Origin of the sequence: Clostridium sp. D43t1_170807_H7 (assembly GCF_015555905.1) — a bacterium.
Lineage (GTDB): Bacteria > Bacillota > Clostridia > Clostridiales > Clostridiaceae > Clostridium.
In genome coordinates this window covers 1-23268 of record NZ_JADNLK010000017.1, presented here as the reverse complement: position 1 = coordinate 23268, position 23268 = coordinate 1, and the positions used below count along the sequence as shown (strand labels likewise).

The following is a 23268-nucleotide window of genomic DNA, read 5'->3' as shown; positions in this document are numbered from 1 at the left end:
TGTAGCAGGGATTACAATTTTAGATTTTATCACTTTATTCTACTCTTTTCAAGTATTTTTATTTCAATTATTAGATTTAACAACCTTTTTTGCATCTTTTTGGAATTTAAGACGTGGTATCATAACAATTCTGCCACATCCAACACACTTTATTTTAATATCAGCTCCTAATCTTATTACCTCAAACTCTTTGCTACCACAAGGATGTTGCTTTTTCATTTCAACAATATCACCTAAATCAAATGTTTCAATCATATTTATACCCCCTAAATATTATTCTTTATTTATAATAGCTGTTTTGGGATACGGAATTTCTATTCCTGCTTCATCTAAAGCTATTTTTATATCTTTTCTTAGTTCTCTTTCCATTTCCCATTGACTTAATGGCTCTGCTCTACCAACAACTCTAATGGTTACCCCTGAAGCATTTAAGGAAAGTACTCCTAATACTTCAATTTCACCTCTTAATTTATCTTGATGTTTTTCCTTAAATGAAGTACTAATCCTCTTAATAACTTCTATAGCTTCATCTATATTTTCTTCATAAGCTATTTCAACATCAACTATAAATCTTATATCTCCTCTTGAATGATTTGTTACCTCTAACACAGAACCATTTGGTACTAAATGTAAATCACCTGTAAAATCCCTTAGAATAGTAGTTCTTATACCAATACTCTCTACTATTCCTGAAAATTGTCCAATAGTTACATGATCCCCAACTCCATATTGATCTTCAAATAGCACAAAAAATCCATTAATAAGGTCCTTTACTAAACTTTGTGCTCCAAGACCTATTGCAAATCCTCCAGCACTTGCTAAAGCTACAGGTATTTTAGCTAAGATATCATATAACATACATCCTATACCTATTATATATACTGTATACTTTAGAACACTCTTTAACACCTCTCCTATAGTTAATGCTTTTTGAGGCTCTAAAGAAAAACTAGCCTTGCTAGCAACCTGTCTATCAACAAACTTCTTTATAAGTTTATTTCCTACTCTTATTGAAAAATACATTATAATAGATATGAATATAATAGATATAATTTTTTCAAATATAGCATCTATATTTATTCTCTTACTAAAAAAATCAAATATACTTTTACTTATACTAACTAAATCCGTAAATCCATACATATAATGATTCACCTCTTTATTTATTTAATTAGTATATAATTAGCTTCTTCTTTTTTATATATATTCTTAAACTCAATTGTATTGTTATTAATTATTTCATTTAATTTTTCTTCTTCTTCTATCCTAATACAAATACCACAACTTTGGGTAATTAAAGTTGGTGTAGGCATTATTCTAAATTTGTAGTTTAATCCATTTAACTTTTGTTCTGCAGACATTGCATCATGAGTATTTTTAAATACTATAATATAATAATTCATGTTTTCTATTTCCTCCCTCAAATTATATATAATAATTATATTATATATATTTTTATTTTTTAATAAATATATTAAATATTACTATTTTAAAATTACATATTTTTCTAATAGTTTATTGCAATTTTATTTATTTTATTATAATATAAGAAGCAATATTTTACGTGTATATAAAAGGAGAAAATAATGAAGGTATATTTAGATAACGGAAGTACATCATTTCCAAAGCCAAAAATTGTAGCCGATTCAATATATAACTACCTAACAAATGTGGGAGGTAACCCAGGAAGATCAAATCATTCTAATGCATTAGAAGCAAATAGATCATTATATATGGCTAGGGAAGAAATCTGTAATTTTTTTAATTATGATAAACCTGAAAACGTAATATTTACAAACAATATCACATCATCATTAAACATTTTATTAAATGGTGTAATAAAATCAGGTGATCATATAATTACTTCCTCTATGGAACATAATTCAGTTATTAGACCTCTATATAACTTGAAAAATACATTAAATATAGATTTAGATATAGTTGAAGCAAATAAAATTGGAATAGTAGATGTAAATGATATAAAAAATTTGATTAAATCAAATACCAAATTAATAGTTATGACTCACGCCTCAAATGTTGTAGGCTCTATTCAACCAATTAAGCAAATAGGTGACTTATGTAAACAACTTGGTATATTCTTCATATTAGATAGCGCTCAAAGTGCTGGTGTACTGGATATTAACTTTAAAGATTTATCCTTAAGCGCTTTAGCATTTACTGGACATAAGAGTCTACTAGGACCTCAAGGAATAGGTGGTTTTATTATTGATGATAAATTGAACGAAATCTGCGATCCATTAATTCTTGGTGGTACCGGTAGTTTATCTCATTCTTTAACTCAACCTAATTTCTTGCCAGATAAATTTGAATCTGGAACATTAAATATTCCAGGAATAATAGGATTATATGAAGCAATAAAATTTATTAAATCTGAAGGTTTAAATACAATTTATGAACATAATAGCTATTTAAGATCTTATTTAATAGCTGAAATTCTTAATATGCCTAACTATACAATAAGCGGTGCTTTAGACAGAAAAGCTGCAACATCTTGCGTATCAATAACTCATTCTAAATTAGATATTAGCGAGTTATCTTATATTTTAGAATCTGATTTCAATATTAGCAATAGAAGTGGATTACATTGTGCTCCATTAGCTCATAAAACTATAGGTACTTATCCTAATGGAACTGTTAGACTTAGTTTAGGTTACTTTAATACATTAGAAGAAATTAAATACACTATAGATTCTTTAAATAAAATAAATTCAATTTATAAGTAAATTTTCTACTGGTGAATAAGTTATTTTATTCTTGTCGATACTTTCAATAAGGAGGTTATGACATGGATAATTGTTTTTTTGTAGATTCATTATCCCCTAATTCTTCTCATGAATTAGGGGAATATTTATATATAAAACTTAAAGATATTTTTATAGAAAATAGACCGATAGTATTCTTATGTATCGGAACTGATAGGGCCACTGGTGATTCATTAGGTCCCCTAATTGGATATAAACTTAAAAATATTGAAAGGAAAAATATTTATATCTATGGCTCTTTAGAATATCCTGTTCATTCTATTAATTTATCTAAAGTTTTAAATAAAATTGAATCTAATTTTATACATCCCTTTATTATTGGAATAGATGCGTCTCTTGGAAATGTCCAAAATATAGGAAAAGTTTTTGTTGAAGATTCTCCTCTTCATCCTGGATTAGCCTTAGATAAGGATTTACCAGAAGTAGGTGAAATGAATATAAAAGGTGTAGTTAACATATCTGGTAACTTAGACTTCATGATGTTACAAAATACTAGATTATTTGTTGTCATGTCTCTAGCTGATTGTATTTCAAATGCTATAACTTATTTTATAAGTAAAGCTTTATCAAACAACACCTTAATATCTTCTGATTAAAAGTTTACTGTACTTAATTTTTTAAGCATTATTAACAAAAAAATGCGGTTATTTAAAATAACCGCACTTTTTATTATCTAGTTTTTACTATTAATAGCCTCATTTAAAACATGTAACTCTTCCTCAGATAAATCATATCTTGATATTCCTTTATCTATTGGTTTAGCATATGTAGTGCTATCATGTCTAGAATATATTCCAGTTATAATAACACCATCGTTATATGAATCTAATATTGCAATTGAAAAGCTTAAGTCACTACCTACATCTTCAAAAGCCTTATATCTCATTATAGCAACTTTGTTAACACAACCTTTTAATTCTTGTGAAATATTTTTACATTCATCAACTGCTTCTTGTGATTTATTTAATGCTTTTTCAATATTATCTAGATTATCACTAAGCATTTGCTCTAAATTCTTATTGTTAACGCCTCGCATCATCTTTCTATATTTCTTTTCTAATTTTTTTACAGATGCTAATAATACTATTGTAATTATAAAAAGTAATAACGTTATTATTGCTAATCCTATTATTATGAAGATTGAATATTCATTAATCATATTTATTATGCTGTCCATTTATGCTACTTCCCTTCAAATGTTTCACGTGAAACATTTTATAAATTAATTATTTCTAATATTCTTTGTAAATCCTCTTCAGAGTAGTATTCAATCTCTATCTTACCCTTATTATTTTTATTTGTTATATTTACCTTAGTTCCAAAATAATTTTCTAACTTATAAGTTATATCCTTGTAATATGGGTTACTCTCATTTGCTGCTGGCTTTGATTTAGTTCTTGTATTACTAGTCTTTAACTTTCTTATTAAAAGCTCTAATTCCCTTACTGATAATTTATCATCAATAACATTTTGTGCTAATTCACATTGAACCTTACTATCAGTTATTCCCAATAAAGCTCTACCATGACCTTCTGATATTACGCCCTCAATAATATATTGTTGAACGTCTTCGCTAAGATTTAATAATCTTAAAGTATTAGTTATTGTAACACGTGACTTTCCTATTCTTTTGCTTAGTTCCTCTTGTGTTAAATTAAAATCATTTATTAATTTTTTATATGCCAATGCTTCTTCAATAGAATTCAAATCTTCCCTTTGAATATTTTCAATTAATGATATTTCTAAAATTTGCTTTTCAGTTAAATTCATTATTATTGCAGGTACCTCTTTAAGTCCAATTGACTTAGCAGCTCTCCATCTTCTTTCTCCTGCTACAATAATATATTCATTATCAACTTTCTTTAATACTAATGGTTGTATTATTCCATTACTTCTAATTGATTCTGCTAACTCTAATATTTTTTCATCATCAAAAGATTTTCTTGGTTGCTCTTCATTACTCTTAATTAAATTGATATCTATTGATATAGAACCTTTTGCTCTATCATCATCTGTCTTTTCTAACTTAGTATCTAATGTACTTAAAATAGTATCTTCTGGTATAAGAGCATTTAGACCTTTACCTAATCCAAATTTTTTACTCATATCTTTATCTCTCCTACTGCTTACTTAAAAATTCTTTTGCAAAACGCTTATAAGCATCTGCACCCTTACACTTTTCATCATAAAGCATAATTGGTAAACCAAAGCTTGGCGCTTCTGCCAATCTTATATTTCTAGCAATAGTTGTTTTATATACTTTATCATTAAAGAATTTTTTTGCTTCTTCATATACTTCATTACTTAAATTAGTTCTATAATCATACATAGTCATAACTACGCCCTCTATATCCAATGCCTTATTTAATGATTTTTTAACTAATTGTACCGTATTAATTAATTGTCCTACACCTTCTAATGCATAAAACTCACACTGTATAGGTATTAATACAGAATCTACTGCTGTCAAAGCATTAATTGTCAAAACCCCTAATGAAGGTGGACAATCTATAAATATAAAATCATATTGATCTTGTATAGATGTAATTTCTCTTAAAAGTATAGTCTCCCTATCTTTTACACCAATTATCTCAACTTCTGCACCTGCTAATTCCATAGTCGATGGTGCTATGTATAAATTAGTAATTAATTCACTTTTTATAATAACATCTTTCAACGGTACATTGGCTGTAAGTACATCATACATAGAATAGTCTAAATTTCTTTTATCTATTCCAAATCCACTTGTTGTATTTCCCTGTGGATCAATATCGATTGTCAATACTTTATAGCCTTCCATTGCTAAATAAGCACATAAGTTAATATTAGTAGTAGTTTTTCCTACTCCACCCTTTTGATTAAAAATACATATCTTTTTCATATAAAGCCCTATTTTAGGACTCCACCCCCTTCCCATATTTATATTATATATATTTTTCTATAATAATTAAAGGTAGGCACACTAAATTTAAAGTAAATTTTGTATAAATGTTTCACGTGAAACATAAAAAAAAGCACTCTTTTGAGTGCTTTTTTTTATTTATTTTTTAGGGATAGAAACTGTTATCTCAATACATTCTTCTTTATCTTGAAGTTTGTATTCTGCTGGAATATTAAATTTACTTAATACTTGCTTTATAGTATTAACATACAACTTTCCAGGTAAAACACCTTTTCCTTTTCTCTTTTTCATTTGTTCGCCAGCCAACTTTAATAATTCTGTATTAATTAACTCTTCTGTCTTTTTTACATTTAAAGAATTTGCTATTACCTTTTTTACAACTTTTAATTGTAACTGTTCTTCTGGTAAACTCAATAATGCTCTTGCATGTCTTTCTGTTAGGTTGTTTTCAAGACATAATATTCTTACCTTTTCACTTAGCTTAAGTAATCTTAATTTATTAGCTATAGTAGATTGTTTTTTACCCATTCTTTTAGCTAATTCCTCTTGAGTAAACTTATGATCATTAATTAAGTTATAATATGCCTCAGCTTCTTCCATAAAGTTTAAATCTTCTCGTTGTAAATTTTCTAATAATGCAATTTCTGCTGATTGAGTGTCCGTAATTTCAATTATATTGCACGGTACAACTTCAAGCTCTGCCATCCTAGCAGCTCTCCATCTTCTTTCTCCAGCAACTAACTCAAATTTTTCTCCCATTTTTCTTACAGTAATAGGTTGAATTATACCATGTTCTTTTATTGACTGGCTTAATTCATCTAGTGCTTCTTCATTAAAAAACTTTCTTGGTTGATATGTATTAGGAAAAATACTATCAATCCTTACGTTCATTATTTCTTTATTCATACTGTACGACCATCCCTCATAATTTGTTGACCAACAACTAATTCCACATTTTAACAACAATATTTGTACTATTTATTTCTATATATCTTATTTTAAAGTAATTTTATATTTAGTGTTACATTCTTAATCTATTTATTATATTTATAATAAATTCATATTATTTCCATTAAAATAATTTTATCCTTTTTCCACTACTATTGTAAAGGCTTTTTATTAACTGTTCCTGCTTTTCTAGGGTAAGTTTTCGGACAATTCTTTACCTTCTTTACCTCTACTATATTGTGTTTTAAATCAGTTTCTTCAATAGATATCTCTATTATTCCTTGTAATTCTCCACCTAATATTTTTATGGCATTACTTCCATTTTCAAGTTCTTCATCAATAGCAGGTCCCTTTAATGCTACAAAATAACCGCCTTTTTTTACATATGGCATACAAAATTCTGATAAAACTGCCATATTCGCTACAGCTCTTGATGTTGCAACATCAAATTTTTCCCTTAACTCTGGTTTTCTAGCTCCGTCTTCTGCTCTAGAATGAATTGTTTTTACATTCTTTAAACCAAGCTCTCTAACTACAAGATTTAAAAAGTTAATTCTTTTATTTAAAGAATCTAAAAGAGTTACTTCCACATTTGGATTCATAATTGCAATTGGAAGTCCTGGAAAACCAGCTCCTGTTCCAACATCTATTATAGTTTTAGCACTTTTTATTTGCTCTGACTTAAATGCCTTAATACAATCTATAAAATGCTTTTTAACAACTTCTTCATCTTCTGTTATAGCAGTTAAGTTTATTTTTTCATTCCATTCTTGAAGAAGTCTCATATATTTAATAAATTGCTCGTATTGTAGCTCTGTAAATTCTAGTCCAACATCATTTGAAGCTATTTTCATTAATTCAAAAAATTCCATCTTTAATCCTCCTGCTTATTTTTCTTATATTGATGTTCTAAATATATTAATAAAACTGATATATCAGCTGGAGATACTCCAGATATTCTTGATGCCTGACCTATACTTACTGGTCTTATTGCACTTAATTTCTGAATAGCCTCAACTCTTAATCCTTTTACATCGCTATAATCTATATTTTCCGGTAATAACTTTTTCTCAAATTTTTTAAACTGCTTAACTTGATCTAATTGGCTAGCTATATATCCTTCATATTTAGCTATAATGTTAACTTGTTCACCAATATCATCTGTATACTCTGGTCTTTCTAAATCTAATGGTGCTAACATGAAATAATCTAACTCTGGTCTTTTAATTAATTCATACATACTTATTGGTTTCTTAAGCTCTGTAGAATTAAGTGATACTAAAAATTCATTGTTTTCTCTCTTATTAGTTATCTGTAAATTCTTTAGTCTTTCAACTTCATTTTCTATATTAGACTTTCTATTTAAGAATCTATTATATCTCTCATCACTTACTAGACCAACTTTTCTTCCTATTTCAGTTAATCTAAAATCGGCATTATCTTGTCTTAATAATAGTCTGTATTCCGCTCTAGATGTCATCATTCTATAAGGTTCATTAGTGCCCTTAGTTACTAAATCATCAATTAAAACACCAACATATGCATCAGAACGTGTTAATATCATTGGCTCTTCACCTTTAATCTTTAATGCAGCATTTATACCTGCAACAATTCCTTGTGCAGCAGCTTCTTCATATCCAGAGCTACCATTTAACTGACCTGCCCCGTATAAACCTTCTATTGTTTTAAACTCTAACGTTGGTTTCAATTGCATTGGATCTATTGAATCATATTCTATAGCATAGGCAGTTCTTAATAATTCTACATTCTCTAATCCCTCTAATGTTCTATACATCTTTACTTGAACATCTTCTGGTAATGATGATGACATTCCTCCAACATACATTTCTAATGTATCTTCGCCTTCTGGCTCTACAAATATTTGATGTCTATTTTTATCTGGGAATTTCATTACTTTATCTTCTATAGATGGACAGTATCTTGGTCCAACCCCTTCAATACTACCATTATACATAGGCGATCTATCTATATTTGCCTTTATAATATTATGTGTCTCTTCATTAGTATAAGTTAACCAACAAGAAACTTGTTCTCTATCTATATTGTCATGCATAAATGAAAATGGAACTATTTTTTTATCTCCAGGTTGTTCAATCATTTTTGAAAAATCTACAGATCTTCTGTTAATTCTTGCTGGAGTTCCAGTCTTAAATCTTCTCATTTCTATTCCAAGATCCATTAAGTGTTGTGTTAACTCATTAGCTGCTGCTAATCCATTTGGACCACTATTATAAGTTACATCTCCAATTATTATTCTTGCTCTTAAATATGTACCTGTTGTTAACACTACAGCTTTACATTTAAAGAAAGCACCGTTCTTAGTTAAAACTCCAACAACCTTTCCCTCTTCAACTTCAACATCAACAACTTCTAATTGTCTAACTTCTAAATTTTCTTGATTTTCTAGAACACTCTTCATTCTATTTTGATATTTTTTTCTATCAGCTTGTGCTCTTAAAGAATGTACTGCTGGTCCTTTAGATGTATTTAACATTCTTGATTGAATAAATGTATGGTCAATATTTACCCCCATTTCTCCACCTAATGCGTCAACTTCTCTTACTAAGTGACCTTTTGCTGTACCTCCTATATTAGGATTACAAGGCATTAAACCAATTGCATCAAGATTTAATGTACATACTAATGTCTTTAATCCCATTCTAGCTGAAGCAAGCCCTGCTTCACATCCAGCATGCCCTGCACCAACTACAATTACGTCGTATTCTCCTGCATTATATCTCATTTTCTACTCCTACTTTCCTACACAGAAATCTCCAAATATTTTATTTACTAAATCTTCTTCTAATTCATCTCCTGTAATTTCATTTAGAGCTCTTAAAGATGATGTTACAAAAATAGATATTAAATCTAAATATTCATTCATTCTTACTCTATTTAATGCATTTTCTGCATTTTCTAATGCTCTAAATAACGCTTGCTTATGTCTTGAATTAGATATTATTAAACTTTCTGTATCAATTTTTCCACTAAAGAATAACTCTTTTATTGTTTCTTTTAAATCACCTAATCCAAGTTCTTCTTTAGCTGATACTTTAATTATATTTTCAAAACTATTTATCATCTTTTCATCAATTTTAGATTCTAAATCTATTTTGTTTAATATAACAATACATTTTTTATCACCAACTGACTCTATAATCTCTCTATCTTCATCATCTAACTCCCTTGATGAATCAAGAACTAATAAAACTAAATCAGCTTCTTGAATTTTTTCTCTAGATCTTTCTACTCCAATCTTTTCAACAACATCTTCTGTTTCTCTAATACCTGCTGTATCAATTATTTTAACTGGAATACCATCTAAATTTATGTACTCTTCAATTATATCTCTTGTAGTCCCTGCAATATCAGTTACTATTGCCCTCTTTTCTCTTAATAAAGCATTTAATAAAGATGATTTTCCTACGTTTGGCTTTCCAACTATAGCAAGGCTTAACCCTTCTCTAATAAGTTTTCCTTCATCTGCCCCTTTTAAAAGAATTTTCATTTCACTTATAGCTTTTTCTAAGCTTTCTCCAACTTTTAAAGGAATACTTGGATCTACTTCCTCATCATCTTCTGTAAAATCTACTGCAAATTCAACTAATGCTAATACATTTAACATATATTCTCTTAATCTATTAATTTCTCTAGATAAATATCCTGTACTTTGCATTAAAGCAGACTTCATTGCTAAGTCTGTCTTAGCTGTTATTATATCCATAACTGCCTCAGCTTGTGATAAGTCTATTCTACCATTTAAAAATGCTCTTTTAGTGAACTCTCCTGGCTCTGCTAGTCTAGCACCAGCTTTAATTACAGCCTCTAGCACCTTATTTGTAGATACTACACCACCATGACAGTTTATTTCTATTGTATCTTCTGCTGTAAAACTTCTTGGCCCTTTCATAAAACTAATTATTACTTCATCAATTAAATCATTAGTTTCTATATCATATATATGACCATACTTCATTGTATAAGGTTTCATATTTTTTATATTATCATTATTCTTGGCTTTAAATATTTTTGATGCTATATCTAATGCTTTATCTCCAGATATTCTTATAATTGCGATACCACCTTCGCCTAAAGCCGTAGCTATCGCACATATTGTATCAAATTCTTTCATTTTATCCTCCGAGTTTTAGTGACAAGTGGATAAATTTCTACATTAAAAATTGTCACTATTATTAATACTTTTATTAATAAGTATATTTAAATTCTATCCTTATTTACTTCTTTTAATTCTTATGCCCTATTTTCGCTATTATTCATTTTACAAAACAATTTTATATAAGTCAAAATTCTAAAAAATAATAAGAGAAAGCCTAATTTAGGCTTTCTCTTATTATTTTTTTAAGCTTATAACAATTCTTCTGAAAGGTTCTTCACCTTCACTATATGTGTTAATATCAGTATATTCTTGTAGTGCTGAATGAATAACTCTTCTTTCATAAGGATTCATAGGTTCTAATTTATATGGCCTTCCAGACTTTTTAACTTTATAAGCAGTTTTTTGAGCTACTTTTATTAAAGTTTCTTCTCTTTTATGTCTGTAATTTTCTGCATCTAAAACAACTCTTTTATATGGATTATCATGATTCTTATTAACTACTAATGAAACTAAATATTGAAGTGAATCTAATGTCTCACCCCTATAACCTATTACTAGACCCATTTTAGCTCCACTTAAATTAATCTTAATAAGATCATTTTCTTCTTTAATATCGATATCCGCCTCTATGTTCATAGAGTTTAAAACATTAACTAAAAATGTTTTCGCATCATCTAAAGAGTCTGGTTTTGTAGTAACCTTAATTTTAGCAGGTTTTGTACCAATTAAATTAAACAATCCCTTACTACCTTCATCAATTATTTCAACATCGACTTTATCTTTTGTTAACTTTAACTCATTTAACGCATGATTTAAAGCTTCCTCAACTGTTTTACCAGTCATTTCAATTACTTTCATACCCTATTCACCACCTAGAAAATATGATAATTATCTCTTTTTAGTTTTTGGTGTAGATTTTTTAGCTTTTTGAATTTTAGCTTGTGCAGCCTTTTCTTCCTCAATCTTTTTCTTCTTCATTGCTGGTAAATAATTTAAGAAATATGTTTGTATTAATTGAATTACTCCACCAGTTATCCAATAAATTATTAATATTGGTTGGAATTGAAGTGCCATGAATCCCATCATACCTGACATAACTATGTTCATAGTACTCATATTCATTCCGCCTTCTTGCTGAGGCATTGATTTGCTTAATAATAATGATGGTATATAAGTGCTTAATGCAGCTAGTATTGCCAATATAATTGAAACAAATCCAATTCCACTTGGAAGAGCAAAAATATCTGGAATAAATAAGAATGATGTATCTGCCCCTGGTGTAGCTGTTATATTTCTAAATACTCCATATAAAGCAAATAATATTGGTAAAGGTAATAATGCTGGTAAACATCCACCAAACATACTAACATTATTTTCTTTCATTAATTTAGAAGTTTCTAATTGTAATTTTTGCGGGTCATTTGCATACTTTGCTTGAAGTTTTTTCATTTCTGGTTGAATTTCTTGCATTTTTGCATTTGATTTTGTTGATTTAATATTAAGAGGTAAGATTAATAATCTAATTATTGCAGTAAATAATATGATTGCTAATACATATGAAACCCCTTCTGCATGTTCTGGTACCCCTAATGCTATAATTAAATTATGTAAAGCGTCGAACATCTTCGTCATTACATTTACTATCGCATTCCACATTTTAATAGCCTCCTTATTTCACCGGATCATATCCCCCGTTTTTGTTAAAAGGATTACATCTTAAAATCCTTTTTATAGATAAAAATCCTCCTTTTAAAGCCCCATACTTAGTAATAGCTTCAACTGCATACTGAGAACATGTAGGTACAAATATACATCTTCTTGGTCGCATAGGAGAATAATATTTTTGATATAATTTTATAATTGATAAAAGCAATTTTTTCATTGCAAATATATTCCTGCCTTTTTAAATAAGTTTATCATAGCAGCCTCTACATCGCTATATTTTTTTTCATTTATAGCACTTCTAGCTACAAAAACAAAATCATATCCAGTTTTAATATCTTTTATATTTAATCTATAGCTTTCATATATAAGTCTTTTGCTTCTACTTCTAACTACGCTATTTCCAACTTTCTTACTTACTGAAATTCCTACCTTATTATAGTGTAAATTTTCTTCATTTATATTCTTCTTATTATTAAAAACATATAAAACTAATAGCTTATTAGCATAAGACTTTCCTCTTCTGTAGACAAGTCTAAATTCTGTATTTTTTCTTAATTTATATATCATAAGTTCTAATAAACTCTCCTTAAAATTCCTGCATTTGCAGAAAAAAGGCCACAAAGTGCGGCCCTTATGCTGTTAATTTTTTTCTACCTTTTTGTCTTCTTCTCTTAAGAACAGTTCTTCCTGAAGCAGTGCTCATTCTCTTTCTGAAACCATGTTCTTTTTTTCTTTGTCTCTTTTTTGGTTGGTATGTCATGAACATTCGAAATACACCCCCTTTGAGTGATTTATTTTATAGTAAAAACTATATATCTCAAATTAAAGTTACTTTATTATTATATATTTTTACTTTTTTACTGTCAATATGAATTAAATATCGAAAAACTGTTGATAAAGTTATCAACAGTTTAAAATTTGTGGATAACTTATTGATAACTTATATTGATTTATGATATTATTAAGTATAAGTGTGAATAAATATGTGAATAACTTAACTTATCCACAATTGTGGATTAATCTGTGTATAACTTGTTCAATTTTCTTAATATCTATTTAGTTTTTTACATATTATTGTCATAAATAGGGCGTTTATTAGCTGTTAATAATATCTATGTTTATAATATTTAAAACTGTGGATAACTATATTAAGATTATATTATCTACATAAAATGTTAATATGTTATTAATTTTTTCAACTTTGTCAACATAATCATTTTTCTGTTAATAATTCTGTTGATATCTTGTTTATAATTTTTTAAAATTTCTTTTTTTGGAGGATACTTAAATGGAGACTGAGCTTAAAGAATTATGGGAAAAAACCCTGAATATAATAAAAGGCGAGTTAACTGAGGTTAGTTTTAATACTTGGATTAAAAGTTGCGAGCCACTATGCATATCAGCCAACACAATAAAAATCAGTGTCCCTAATTCCTTCACTCAAGATATATTAGAAAAAAGATATAAGGATTTAGTTATAAATTCAATAGAAGCTGCCTGCTCTAAAACTTATAATTTAGAGTTTTTAATTGCTTCTGAAATACAGGAAGCTGAAGAAAAAAAAGAAAAAGAAAATACTAAGGATAGTATATCTGTTACGGTTAACGATGAAATGTCTAGTACATTAAATCCTAAGTATACTTTTGATTCTTTTGTAATAGGTAATAGTAATAGATTTGCACATGCTGCCTCTCTTGCTGTTGCTGAATCTCCAGCTAAAGCTTATAATCCTCTTTTTATCTATGGAGGCGTAGGATTGGGTAAAACACACTTAATGCATGCAATTGGACATTATATACTTCAAAATAATCCAAATGCAAAAGTTGTGTATGTTTCGTCAGAAAAATTTACAAACGAATTAATAAATGCTATTAAAGATGATAAGAATGAAGAGTTTAGAACTAAATATAGAAGTGTTGATGTTCTGTTAATAGATGATATTCAATTCATTGCAGGAAAAGAAAGAACTCAAGAAGAATTTTTCCATACTTTTAATACTCTACATGAAGCCAATAAACAAATAATTTTATCATCAGATAGACCACCTAAAGAAATTCCAACTTTAGAGGATAGATTGCGTTCAAGATTTGAATGGGGTCTTATTGCTGATATTCAAGCCCCTGATTTTGAAACAAGAATGGCTATTTTAAAAAAGAAGGCAGATGTAGAAAATCTAAATGTACCTAACGAAGTAATGGTATATATAGCAACAAAAATTAAATCTAATATTAGAGAGCTTGAAGGAGCATTAATTAGAATCGTTGCTTATTCATCATTAACAAATAGAGAAATAACTGTAGATTTAGCTACAGAAGCTTTAAAAGACATAATTTCAAATAAACAAAATAAAAGCATCACTATTGATCTAATTCAAGATGTAGTAGCTGCTTATTTTAATTTAAGAGTTGAAGATCTAAAATCACAGAGAAGAACTAGAAATGTAGCATATCCAAGACAAATAGCTATGTATTTAAGCAGAAAGCTTACAGACATGTCACTACCTAAAATTGGTGAGGAATTTGGCGGCCGTGATCATACAACTGTTATACATGCTTATGAAAAAATATCAGAAACTCTAAATAATGACGAAAGCTTAGAACACACAATAAACGATATAACAAAAAAGCTAACACAAAAATAATCAACAATTGTACATAATAACCAGTGAATACTTTGTGGATAAGTCATTTTTTAGTCTTTCATTGTGGATACTGTGGATAAGAGCATCAATTTGTTACCGACTTATCCACAGTATTTTTTACACAAAATTTGTTGAAATATAAGGGTTGAGGGCACTTATCCACAAATCCACAGCCCTTACTACTACTATTATTATATTTATTTATTATATTTATCTTATTATATTGCACAATTCAATGTTAATAACTGTGTATAACTTAGGAGGTAAAATTATGAACATAATATGCTCAAAACAAAAATTACAAGAGGGCATTTCTATAGTAACTAAAGCAATTACAGGAAAAACAACAATGCCTGTATTAGAAGGTATATATATCGAAGCTAATAAAGAAGGATTAACTCTTATTGGTTCAGATATGGATGTAAGTATAGAAACAAAAGTTGAAGCTGATGTTATCAAGGAAGGTAGTATTGTTATTGATTCAAAGATTTTTTCTGAGATTATTAGAAAGCTACCAAACTCAGATGTGAAAATAGAAATATCAGAAAATGATTTAATACAAATTACATGTGAAAAATCAGTATTTAACTTAGTCTTTATGAATCCTAGTGATTATCCTGCATTACCAAGTATAAATGAGGATCTTAGTGTTGAAGTTCCTCAAAATTTATTAAAAAATATGATAAAAGGTACATCTTTTGCTATAGCTCAAGATGAGGCTAGACCAATATTACAAGGTATACTTTTTGAAGTAAAAAATAAAGAACTAAATTTAGTTGCATTAGATGGGTATAGATTAGCAGTTAGAAGTGAATTATTAGATGTAGATGATAACATTGAAGTTGTTATCCCAGGAAAAACTTTAAATGAAGTTTCAAAAATATTAGAAGATAATACTGATATTGTAAAGATTACATTCACAAATAATCATATTTTATTTAATATTAATAATACAAAAATTATCTCAAGATTATTAGACGGTAAATTTGTTAATTATGTTTCTCTTTTACCACAAGAATATAAGTTATTAGTTAATGTAAAAAAACAAGAGCTTCAACAAGGAATTGAAAGAGCATCATTAATGGCTAAAGATGGAAATAGCAATTTAATAAGATTAGATGTTCAAGAAGATACTTTAATTATAACTTCTAATTCTCAATTGGGAAAAGTTAGGGAAGAAGTTAACATAAATCTGCAAGGTGATGGAGTTCAAATTGCATTTAATTCAAGGTATTTATTAGATGTTCTTAAAAATATGGAAGAAGAAGATGTAGTTGTAGAGATGACATCAAGTGTTAGCCCATGTGTAATAAAAGGAAAAAATAGCAATAATGCTAAATATCTAGTTTTACCTGTTAGACTAGTTAGATAGGAGGAAACTTGTATAAAGCTTGAATAAATATACAAGGAATGTGATATGAATCAAATAGAAATAAGTACAGAATTTATAAAATTAGATTCGTTTTTAAAATTTTCTGGAGCTGCTTCACTAGGATCAGAAGCTAAAATGTATATTTTAGATGAACTTGTAAAAGTTAATGGTGAAATTTGCGTGCAAAGAGGGAAAAAATTATATAAAGGTGACATAGTTGAATTTAATGGGGAAAGTTATAAAGTAGTTTAAGAACTATTTTTTTCCAAAGTGCTTATCCTTATTAAATTTAATATGTTATAATTAAAGGTGTTTAAGATGTTTATTAAAAGATTGCAAATGCTGAATTATAGAAATTATAATGTATTGGATATAAGTTTAGGTCCACATGTTAATGTTTTTATGGGTGACAATGCCCAAGGAAAAACTAATATATTAGAGGGCATATACTATTGTGCTTTTGCAAGATCTCATAGAACGTCAAAGGATAGAGAACTTATTAATTGGAACTCTGACAATGCACTATTAAGTGTTACAGTTGGCAGAGAGAGATTAGACAAGAGAATAGATATAAGCATTCTTAAGGACGGAAAAAAAGCAATACAAATAAATAAGATTAAAATAAAAAAGATAGGGGAACTATTTGGAAATTTTAATGTTGTAATGTTTTCTCCGGAAGATTTAAAAATAATTAAAGATTCTCCCGGTGTAAGAAGAAAATTTATTGATATGGAGTTATGCCAATTAAATCCTAAATACTATTATAATCTTGTTCAGTATAATAAAGTTTTGAATGAAAGAAATAGTATATTAAGAAATCGAAATATAAATAAAGATATTTTAGATGTTTATGATATGCAATTGGTTGAATTTGGATACAATATAATAATGGATAGATTAGAATATATTGAAAAATTAAATAAATATTCTACTAAAATTCATTCAGATATAACTTCGGGAAAAGAAAGAATTGAATTTAAGTATATTAGTACTATTAAAGATTTAGAAAACATAAGAGAAAATTTCTATTCACTTCTAGAAAAAAATAGAGTGAGAGATTGTGAGCGAGGAATTACTTCGGTAGGGCCACATAGAGATGATTTTACTGTTTTAATAAATGATATTGATACTAAGAGTTATGGCTCTCAAGGACAACAAAGAACAGCAGTCTTAACTATTAAATTTTCATCATTGAAAATAATAAAAGAACTAACAGGAGAGCATCCAGTATTACTTTTAGATGATGTATTATCAGAATTAGATTTTAGTAGAAAAAGATATATTTTAAGCACAATCGGAGATATACAAACTATTATTACATGTACTGGAATAGAAGATTTGTATGAATATTTAGATGACAAATCTAAAGTTTTTAAAGTTAAGGATGGAGAAATCCTAAACTAAGGGAGGAGAGCTTATGTTTTTACATTTAGGAGAAAACGTAGTAGTACCAATAAAGGATATAATTGGTATTTTTGATTTACAGACATCAATGTATAGTTCAGATACAATATCATTTTTAAGAATGGCTGAAGAAGACGGATTTGTTGAAAAGATTTCGAAGGAAAGTCCTAAATCATTTGTTATAGCAGAAGTTAATAAAATGAGTAAGGTGTATTTATCACCTATTTCATCATCTACTTTAACTAAGAGAACAAATATTGATTATAATCCTTAAGTCCAATATTTAGCCTTCATAGTTAAGATAATAAAAATATAAGGAGGAGTTTATGTTGGAAGAGAATAAGCAAAGTTATGATGAAAGTCAGATTCAGGTTTTAGAAGGTTTAGAAGCTGTTAGAAAAAGACCTGGAATGTACATAGGGAGCACGAGTTCTAGAGGACTTCATCATTTAGTATATGAAATAGTAGATAATAGTATTGATGAAGCTTTAGCTGGATTTTGTAAAAACATAGAAGTTACAATAAATGAGGATAATTCAATTACTGTAGTTGACGATGGTAGAGGTATGCCTGTTGGTATACATCCTAAAATGGGAAAAGCAACAGTAGAAGTAATAATGACTGTTTTACATGCTGGTGGTAAATTTGGAGGCGGAGGATACAAAGTATCTGGTGGTCTTCATGGTGTTGGTGCATCAGTTGTTAATGCATTATCTGAGTATTGTGAGGTTACAGTAAAAAGAGAAGGCTTCATATGGCAACAAAAATATTCAAGAGGAAATGTTCTTTGTGATTTAACTAAGATTGGTGAATCTGATGAGCATGGAACTAAAGTATTATTTAAGCCTGATCATGAAATATTTGAAGATACTGTATATGATTTTGAAGTATTATCAAGTAGATTAAGAGAATTAGCATTCCTTAATAAGGGAATAGCTATAACTTTAACAGATAATAGAGAAGAGGAACCAAGAGTTGAGAAATATCACTATGAAGGTGGTATAAAAGAGTTCGTTACTTACTTAAATAGAAATAAAGAAGTATTACATGAATATCCTATTTATATTGAGGGAGAAAAAGATGGAATAATTGCAGAAATTGCACTTCAGTATAATGATGGATATAATGAGAATTTATATTCATTTGCAAATAATATAGATACTATTGAAGGAGGAACGCACTTAGCTGGATTCAAAAGTGCTTTAACTAGAGCAATAAATGATTATGCTAAGAGATTTGGCCATATAAAAGATAATGATAAGAATCTTTCAGGTGATGATGCTAGAGAAGGGCTTACAGCTGTTGTGTCAGTTAAGATTTCAGAGCCACAGTTCGAAGGACAAACAAAAACTAAGCTTGGAAATTCAGAAGTAAGAGGTGTTGTAGATTCAATAGTTGCTGAAGGCGTAAGTATTTTCTTAGAAGAAAATCCTGCAGTTGGTAAGATTATAATAGATAAAGCATTGATGGCTGCTAGAGCTAGAGATGCTGCTAGAAAAGCAAGAGAACTTACTAGAAAATCAGTTCTTGAGAGATCTACTCTTCCAGGAAAACTTGCAGATTGTTCATCTAAAGACCCTATGGAATGTGAAATCTATATTGTCGAAGGGGATTCAGCGGGTGGATCAGCAAAGCAAGGAAGAAATAGAAAATTCCAAGCTATATTACCTTTAAGAGGTAAGATTCTTAACGTTGAAAAACAAAGACTAGATAGAATACTTAATTCAGATACAATAAGAGCAATGATTACTGCATTTGGTGCAGGAATTGGAAAAGATTTTGATGAAGAAAAGTTAAGATATAATAGAATAATAATTATGACCGATGCCGATGTTGATGGAGCGCATATAAGAACATTATTATTAACATTCTTCTATAGATATATGAGACCATTAATAGATGGAGGACACGTATATATAGCTCAACCACCATTATATAAAGTTAGTAAGGGAAAAAGGGAAGAGTATGCATATTCCGATGAAGAGCTAGATAAAATTTTAGAAGAATTTGGCGGAAAGGATAATTCTATAAATATCCAAAGATATAAGGGTCTTGGAGAAATGAATGCAAATCAATTATGGGATACAACGATGGACCCAGAACACAGAATTCTTTTAAAGGCAACAGTAGAAGATGCTATTGCAGCAGATGAAATATTCACTATATTAATGGGTGATAAGGTTGAACCAAGAAGAGAATTTATTCAAAAGAATGCTAAAAAAGTAAGCAATTTAGATATATAGTACTAAAGTATTTAGTATTAGTTGAGGTGAGTACATGAACTTAAATGAAGGAAAATTTATACATGTAGATATAAATAAAGAAATGAAAAAGTGCTACATCGATTACGCTATGAGCGTAATCGTTGGGCGTGCTCTTCCTGATGTAAGAGATGGTCTTAAACCAGTTCATAGAAGAATTCTTTATGCAATGCAAGAATTAGGTCTAGAACCAAACAAGGGATATAGAAAATGTGCAAGAATAGTTGGAGAAGTTTTAGGTAAGTATCATCCACATGGAGATTCATCAGTATATGATGCATTAGTAAGAATGGCACAAGATTTTTCTATGAGATATATGCTTGTAGATGGGCATGGTAACTTTGGTTCTGTAGATGGTGATAGTGCAGCGGCAATGAGATATACAGAAGCAAAGATGAATAAAATTGCGGTAGAAATGCTTAGAGATATAAATAAAAATACTGTAGATTTTATGCCAAACTTTGATGGTGAAGAACAAGAACCGGTTGTATTACCTTCAAGATATCCGAATCTTTTAGTTAATGGATCATCAGGTATAGCAGTTGGAATGGCTACGAATATACCTCCTCATAATTTAGGTGAAGTTATAGATGGAACTATAATGTTAATAGATAATCCAGAAGCTACTGGGTTAGAGCTTATGACATGTATTAAGGGACCGGATTTCCCTACTGGTGGAATTATAATGGGTAAATCAGGAATAAGAGCTGCTTATGAAACAGGAAAAGGTAAAGTTGTAGTAAGATCTAAAACTGAAATAGAAGAGGAAAATGGAAGACACAAAATAGTAGTTACAGAGATTCCATACCAAGTAAATAAAGCTAAGCTTATTGAAAGTATTGCAGACTTAGTTAAAGATAAGAAAATTGTTGGAATATCAGATTTAAGAGATGAATCAGATAGAGAAGGTATGAGAATAGTAATAGAATTAAAGAAGGATGCAAATCCTAATGTTGTATTAAATCTATTATTTAAACATACAAAGATGCAAGATACTTTTGGTATTATAATGTTAGCTTTAGTTGATAATCAGCCTGAAGTCTTAAGTTTAAAACAAATTTTAAGTAACTATATTAATTTCCAAAAAGAAGTTGTTACTAGAAGAACAATATTTGAACTTGAAAAAGCACAAGCTAGAGCTCATATTCTTGAGGGATTAAGAATAGCCTTAGATAATATCGATGAAGTAATTAGTATCATTAGAGGATCAAAAACTAGTGAAATAGCTAAAAATACTTTAAGCGAAAGATTTGGATTATCAGAAAAGCAAGCAGTTGCTATTTTAGAAATGAGATTAAGAAGATTAACTGGCTTAGAGAGAGATAAAATTGAAGAAGAGTATGCAGAGTTAATGAAACTTATTGATTACTTAAATTCAATTCTTGCAAGTGAGGAATTGCTACTAAGTGTAATTAAAGATGAGTTACTTGAAATAAAATCTAGATATAACGATGAAAGAAGAACTCAAATAGAAAAAGTTGTAAATGATATTGATATTGAAGATTTAATTCAAGAAGAAGAAACAGTTATAACTTTAACTCATACAGGATATATAAAGAGGATATCAGCTGATACATATTCTGCTCAAAGAAGAGGGGGAAGAGGAATACAAGCAATGTCTACAAAGGAAGATGATTTTGTAGAACATGTATTAGTAACTTCAACTCATTCTGATGTATTATTCTTTACTAATAGAGGTAGAGTATATAAGAAGAGAGCATATGAAATACCTGATGCGGGAAGAACAGCTAAGGGTACTAATATAATAAATCTTATTCAAATAGAACAAGATGAAAGAATAGAAACTGTATTAACTGTTAGAGATAATATTGTAGATGGATACTTATTCATGGCAACTAAACAAGGTTTAGTTAAGAAAACTCCATTATCAGAATTCAAGAACTTAAGAAAGAGTGGACTTATTGCTATTAACTTAAGAGAAGGTGATGAGCTTATTAAAGTTAAGGTAACAAGAGGAGATGCTGATATAATAATAGTTTCTCAAGATGGTAATGCAATTAAGTTTAATGAACAAGATGTAAGACCTATGGGAAGAACTGCATCTGGAGTTAAGTCTATGAACTTAAGAGATGAAGATGTGGCTGTTTGTATGGATATAGCATCAGATAATGAGGATTTATTAGTTATAAGTGAAAATGGATTTGGTAAGAGAACACCATTGACTGAATATAAGAGACAAAATAGAGGTGGAGTAGGTCTTATTACTTATAAGATAAGTGAAAAGACTGGTAAAGTTGTAGGAGCTACTGTTTGTAGTCCAGAAAATGAGTTAATGCTTATAAATAGTAGTGGTATAGCTATAAGAATAAATGTTTCCGATATTTCAGTAACTAGTAGGTCTGCAATGGGAGTTAGATTAATGAGAACTTCAGAAGAGGAAAAGGTAGTAGCTATTGCTAAGATAACTGGTAATAGCGATGATGAAAATGAAGAGCAATTGACATTAGAAGCTTGTGCAGATAATGAAATTGATTCAGAAGATAAAGATACTAGCTTAGAGAGATTAGTTGAAGAGGCTCAAAAGGAAGATACAGAAGAATAGAATAAGTACTGTTATTTAAAATAGTGATATTATGTGGCAAATTATAAATACTATGAATAGTATTTAATGATTTGCCACTTTTTATATAAAATTTGACTTAAAAATATGATTTAATATTTAAAACAGCAATACTCTTATCCTAGTGTATCAATATTAGAAAATAGGAGAAAATAAGAGAATAAATGTGAATAATAAGAATAAATTAGTATAAAAGATAAATAAGTAGAAAATAAATAGTATCTTCATGATAAGATAAAACACGTCGCTGATGACTAACAGAAAAACAAAACAAAAAAATGTTGACTTGTTAGAGATTAAGTGATAAGATAAATTTCGTTGCTTGAGCAAAACGTCAAAAAAACTTTTAAAAAGTTGTTGACAGTAGCGAAGAGTGATGATAAGATAAAGAAGTCGCTTCGGTGCGACAGAGTAAATGGTCTTTGAAAATTGAACAGAATATAGTTAAAGTAAACCAGCAATTCTTTTGAGAGTCTTAAAAACAAAGACTCAAAGTAATTTGAGCAAATGATTAAACTTTTTAGTGAGAGTTTGATCCTGGCTCAGGACGAACGCTGGCGGCGTGCCTAACAC

The 23268-nt window shown here is 28.8% G+C and carries 24 protein-coding genes; 9 read left to right on the top strand and 15 right to left on the bottom strand.

Annotation, left to right across the window (positions count from 1 at the left end):
• Positions 1-63: 63 nt before the first annotated feature.
• The 3 genes from I2E98_RS11415 to I2E98_RS11405 are packed head-to-tail and all read right to left on the bottom strand — an operon-like array spanning position 64 to position 1403.
• Positions 64-255, bottom strand: a complete 192-nt coding sequence (locus I2E98_RS11415; protein ID WP_133015145.1) for a DUF951 domain-containing protein — start codon at positions 253-255, stop codon at positions 64-66.
• 18 nt (positions 256-273) lie between these two features.
• A complete protein-coding gene (locus I2E98_RS11410) occupies positions 274-1143 on the bottom strand; it encodes a mechanosensitive ion channel family protein (RefSeq protein WP_195469042.1) in 870 nt (289 codons plus the stop codon).
• 20 nt (positions 1144-1163) lie between these two features.
• Positions 1164-1403 (bottom strand): DUF3343 domain-containing protein, encoded by a 240-nt coding sequence (locus I2E98_RS11405; RefSeq protein ID WP_195469041.1) that lies wholly within the window; start codon positions 1401-1403, stop codon positions 1164-1166.
• A 183-nt stretch (positions 1404-1586) separates the two neighbouring features.
• Here I2E98_RS11405 and I2E98_RS11400 point away from each other — a divergent pair, with 183 nt between their 5' ends.
• Complete coding sequence (locus I2E98_RS11400) at positions 1587-2744, top strand: aminotransferase class V-fold PLP-dependent enzyme (RefSeq protein WP_195469040.1); 1158 nt, start codon at positions 1587-1589, stop codon at positions 2742-2744.
• A gap of 62 nt (positions 2745-2806) precedes the next feature.
• Positions 2807-3379 (top strand): spore protease YyaC, encoded by a 573-nt coding sequence (yyaC, locus tag I2E98_RS11395; protein ID WP_195469039.1) that lies wholly within the window; start codon positions 2807-2809, stop codon positions 3377-3379.
• Positions 3380-3456: 77 nt separating this feature from the next.
• Here the strand turns inward: yyaC and I2E98_RS11390 are convergent, their stop codons facing one another.
• From I2E98_RS11390 to rpmH, 12 genes are all read right to left on the bottom strand, one after another.
• A complete protein-coding gene (locus tag I2E98_RS11390) occupies positions 3457-3960 on the bottom strand; it encodes a DUF4446 family protein (RefSeq protein ID WP_195469038.1) in 504 nt (167 codons plus the stop codon).
• Between the two features lie 38 nt (positions 3961-3998).
• A complete protein-coding gene (locus I2E98_RS11385) occupies positions 3999-4889 on the bottom strand; it encodes a ParB/RepB/Spo0J family partition protein (RefSeq protein ID WP_195469037.1) in 891 nt (296 codons plus the stop codon).
• 13 nt (positions 4890-4902) lie between these two features.
• Positions 4903-5664 carry an AAA family ATPase gene (locus tag I2E98_RS11380; protein WP_195469036.1) on the bottom strand — a complete coding sequence of 254 codons (762 nt, stop codon included), beginning with the start codon at positions 5662-5664 and terminating at the stop codon, positions 4903-4905.
• A 159-nt stretch (positions 5665-5823) separates the two neighbouring features.
• Positions 5824-6591 carry a nucleoid occlusion protein gene (gene noc, locus I2E98_RS11375; protein WP_195469035.1) on the bottom strand — a complete coding sequence of 256 codons (768 nt, stop codon included), beginning with the start codon at positions 6589-6591 and terminating at the stop codon, positions 5824-5826.
• A gap of 194 nt (positions 6592-6785) precedes the next feature.
• Positions 6786-7505: a 16S rRNA (guanine(527)-N(7))-methyltransferase RsmG gene (gene rsmG / locus I2E98_RS11370; protein ID WP_195469034.1), complete on the bottom strand. Its 720-nt coding sequence runs from the start codon at positions 7503-7505 to the stop codon at positions 6786-6788.
• 2 nt (positions 7506-7507) lie between these two features.
• A complete protein-coding gene (gene mnmG / locus I2E98_RS11365; protein ID WP_195469033.1) occupies positions 7508-9397 on the bottom strand; it encodes a tRNA uridine-5-carboxymethylaminomethyl(34) synthesis enzyme MnmG in 1890 nt (629 codons plus the stop codon).
• Positions 9398-9406: 9 nt separating this feature from the next.
• Positions 9407-10786 carry a tRNA uridine-5-carboxymethylaminomethyl(34) synthesis GTPase MnmE gene (mnmE, locus tag I2E98_RS11360; RefSeq protein ID WP_195469032.1) on the bottom strand — a complete coding sequence of 460 codons (1380 nt, stop codon included), beginning with the start codon at positions 10784-10786 and terminating at the stop codon, positions 9407-9409.
• A 219-nt stretch (positions 10787-11005) separates the two neighbouring features.
• On the bottom strand, positions 11006-11629 hold the full coding sequence (gene jag / locus I2E98_RS11355; protein WP_195469031.1) for an RNA-binding cell elongation regulator Jag/EloR: 624 nt from the start codon (positions 11627-11629) through the stop codon (positions 11006-11008).
• Between the two features lie 30 nt (positions 11630-11659).
• Positions 11660-12427 carry a membrane protein insertase YidC gene (yidC, locus tag I2E98_RS11350; RefSeq protein WP_195469030.1) on the bottom strand — a complete coding sequence of 256 codons (768 nt, stop codon included), beginning with the start codon at positions 12425-12427 and terminating at the stop codon, positions 11660-11662.
• Positions 12428-12440: 13 nt separating this feature from the next.
• Positions 12441-12653: a membrane protein insertion efficiency factor YidD gene (gene yidD / locus I2E98_RS11345; RefSeq protein WP_195469029.1), complete on the bottom strand. Its 213-nt coding sequence runs from the start codon at positions 12651-12653 to the stop codon at positions 12441-12443.
• Entirely contained in the window at positions 12650-13003 is a 354-nt protein-coding gene (gene rnpA / locus I2E98_RS11340) for a ribonuclease P protein component (protein ID WP_195469028.1), read from the bottom strand. Before rnpA ends, yidD begins: the two co-directional genes overlap by 4 nt.
• 64 nt (positions 13004-13067) lie before the next feature.
• Positions 13068-13202, bottom strand: coding sequence for a 50S ribosomal protein L34 (gene rpmH / locus I2E98_RS11335; protein WP_032116814.1), 135 nt, complete (start codon positions 13200-13202; stop codon positions 13068-13070).
• A gap of 522 nt (positions 13203-13724) precedes the next feature.
• Here rpmH and dnaA point away from each other — a divergent pair.
• The 7 genes from dnaA (at position 13725) to gyrA (ending at position 22677) form a co-directional block, all read left to right on the top strand.
• Positions 13725-15077: a chromosomal replication initiator protein DnaA gene (gene dnaA, locus I2E98_RS11330; RefSeq protein ID WP_195469027.1), complete on the top strand. Its 1353-nt coding sequence runs from the start codon at positions 13725-13727 to the stop codon at positions 15075-15077.
• A gap of 271 nt (positions 15078-15348) precedes the next feature.
• The gene (gene dnaN, locus I2E98_RS11325; RefSeq protein WP_195469026.1) at positions 15349-16449 is read left to right on the top strand and encodes a DNA polymerase III subunit beta; all 1101 of its coding nucleotides are present in this window, start codon (positions 15349-15351) and stop codon (positions 16447-16449) included.
• A gap of 45 nt (positions 16450-16494) precedes the next feature.
• Positions 16495-16701, top strand: a complete 207-nt coding sequence (locus I2E98_RS11320) for an RNA-binding S4 domain-containing protein (RefSeq protein WP_195469025.1) — start codon at positions 16495-16497, stop codon at positions 16699-16701.
• A gap of 66 nt (positions 16702-16767) precedes the next feature.
• Positions 16768-17853 (top strand): DNA replication/repair protein RecF, encoded by a 1086-nt coding sequence (recF, locus tag I2E98_RS11315; protein WP_195469024.1) that lies wholly within the window; start codon positions 16768-16770, stop codon positions 17851-17853.
• 13 nt (positions 17854-17866) lie between these two features.
• Positions 17867-18127, top strand: coding sequence for an extracellular matrix/biofilm biosynthesis regulator RemA family protein (locus I2E98_RS11310; RefSeq protein WP_195469023.1), 261 nt, complete (start codon positions 17867-17869; stop codon positions 18125-18127).
• Between the two features lie 52 nt (positions 18128-18179).
• Positions 18180-20096, top strand: a complete 1917-nt coding sequence (gene gyrB / locus I2E98_RS11305) for a DNA topoisomerase (ATP-hydrolyzing) subunit B (protein WP_195469022.1) — start codon at positions 18180-18182, stop codon at positions 20094-20096.
• A gap of 34 nt (positions 20097-20130) precedes the next feature.
• Positions 20131-22677 carry a DNA gyrase subunit A gene (gyrA, locus tag I2E98_RS11300; RefSeq protein WP_195469021.1) on the top strand — a complete coding sequence of 849 codons (2547 nt, stop codon included), beginning with the start codon at positions 20131-20133 and terminating at the stop codon, positions 22675-22677.
• The last annotated feature ends 591 nt before the right edge of the window (positions 22678-23268 follow it).

Coding starts and splice junctions, on each gene's coding strand:
- I2E98_RS11415 (WP_133015145.1), bottom strand. CDS start 255: ATGATTGAAACATTTGATTTAGGTGATATTGTTGAAATGAAAAAGCAA.
- I2E98_RS11410 (WP_195469042.1), bottom strand. CDS start 1,143: ATGTATGGATTTACGGATTTAGTTAGTATAAGTAAAAGTATATTTGAT.
- I2E98_RS11405 (WP_195469041.1), bottom strand. CDS start 1,403: ATGAATTATTATATTATAGTATTTAAAAATACTCATGATGCAATGTCT.
- I2E98_RS11400 (WP_195469040.1), top strand. CDS start 1,587: ATGAAGGTATATTTAGATAACGGAAGTACATCATTTCCAAAGCCAAAA.
- yyaC (WP_195469039.1), top strand. CDS start 2,807: ATGGATAATTGTTTTTTTGTAGATTCATTATCCCCTAATTCTTCTCAT.
- I2E98_RS11390 (WP_195469038.1), bottom strand. CDS start 3,960: ATGGACAGCATAATAAATATGATTAATGAATATTCAATCTTCATAATA.
- I2E98_RS11385 (WP_195469037.1), bottom strand. CDS start 4,889: ATGAGTAAAAAATTTGGATTAGGTAAAGGTCTAAATGCTCTTATACCA.
- I2E98_RS11380 (WP_195469036.1), bottom strand. CDS start 5,664: ATGAAAAAGATATGTATTTTTAATCAAAAGGGTGGAGTAGGAAAAACT.
- noc (WP_195469035.1), bottom strand. CDS start 6,591: ATGAATAAAGAAATAATGAACGTAAGGATTGATAGTATTTTTCCTAAT.
- rsmG (WP_195469034.1), bottom strand. CDS start 7,505: ATGGAATTTTTTGAATTAATGAAAATAGCTTCAAATGATGTTGGACTA.
- mnmG (WP_195469033.1), bottom strand. CDS start 9,397: ATGAGATATAATGCAGGAGAATACGACGTAATTGTAGTTGGTGCAGGG.
- mnmE (WP_195469032.1), bottom strand. CDS start 10,786: ATGAAAGAATTTGATACAATATGTGCGATAGCTACGGCTTTAGGCGAA.
- jag (WP_195469031.1), bottom strand. CDS start 11,629: ATGAAAGTAATTGAAATGACTGGTAAAACAGTTGAGGAAGCTTTAAAT.
- yidC (WP_195469030.1), bottom strand. CDS start 12,427: ATGTGGAATGCGATAGTAAATGTAATGACGAAGATGTTCGACGCTTTA.
- yidD (WP_195469029.1), bottom strand. CDS start 12,653: ATGAAAAAATTGCTTTTATCAATTATAAAATTATATCAAAAATATTAT.
- rnpA (WP_195469028.1), bottom strand. CDS start 13,003: ATGATATATAAATTAAGAAAAAATACAGAATTTAGACTTGTCTACAGA.
- rpmH (WP_032116814.1), bottom strand. CDS start 13,202: ATGTTCATGACATACCAACCAAAAAAGAGACAAAGAAAAAAAGAACAT.
- dnaA (WP_195469027.1), top strand. CDS start 13,725: ATGGAGACTGAGCTTAAAGAATTATGGGAAAAAACCCTGAATATAATA.
- dnaN (WP_195469026.1), top strand. CDS start 15,349: ATGAACATAATATGCTCAAAACAAAAATTACAAGAGGGCATTTCTATA.
- I2E98_RS11320 (WP_195469025.1), top strand. CDS start 16,495: ATGAATCAAATAGAAATAAGTACAGAATTTATAAAATTAGATTCGTTT.
- recF (WP_195469024.1), top strand. CDS start 16,768: ATGTTTATTAAAAGATTGCAAATGCTGAATTATAGAAATTATAATGTA.
- I2E98_RS11310 (WP_195469023.1), top strand. CDS start 17,867: ATGTTTTTACATTTAGGAGAAAACGTAGTAGTACCAATAAAGGATATA.
- gyrB (WP_195469022.1), top strand. CDS start 18,180: ATGTTGGAAGAGAATAAGCAAAGTTATGATGAAAGTCAGATTCAGGTT.
- gyrA (WP_195469021.1), top strand. CDS start 20,131: ATGAACTTAAATGAAGGAAAATTTATACATGTAGATATAAATAAAGAA.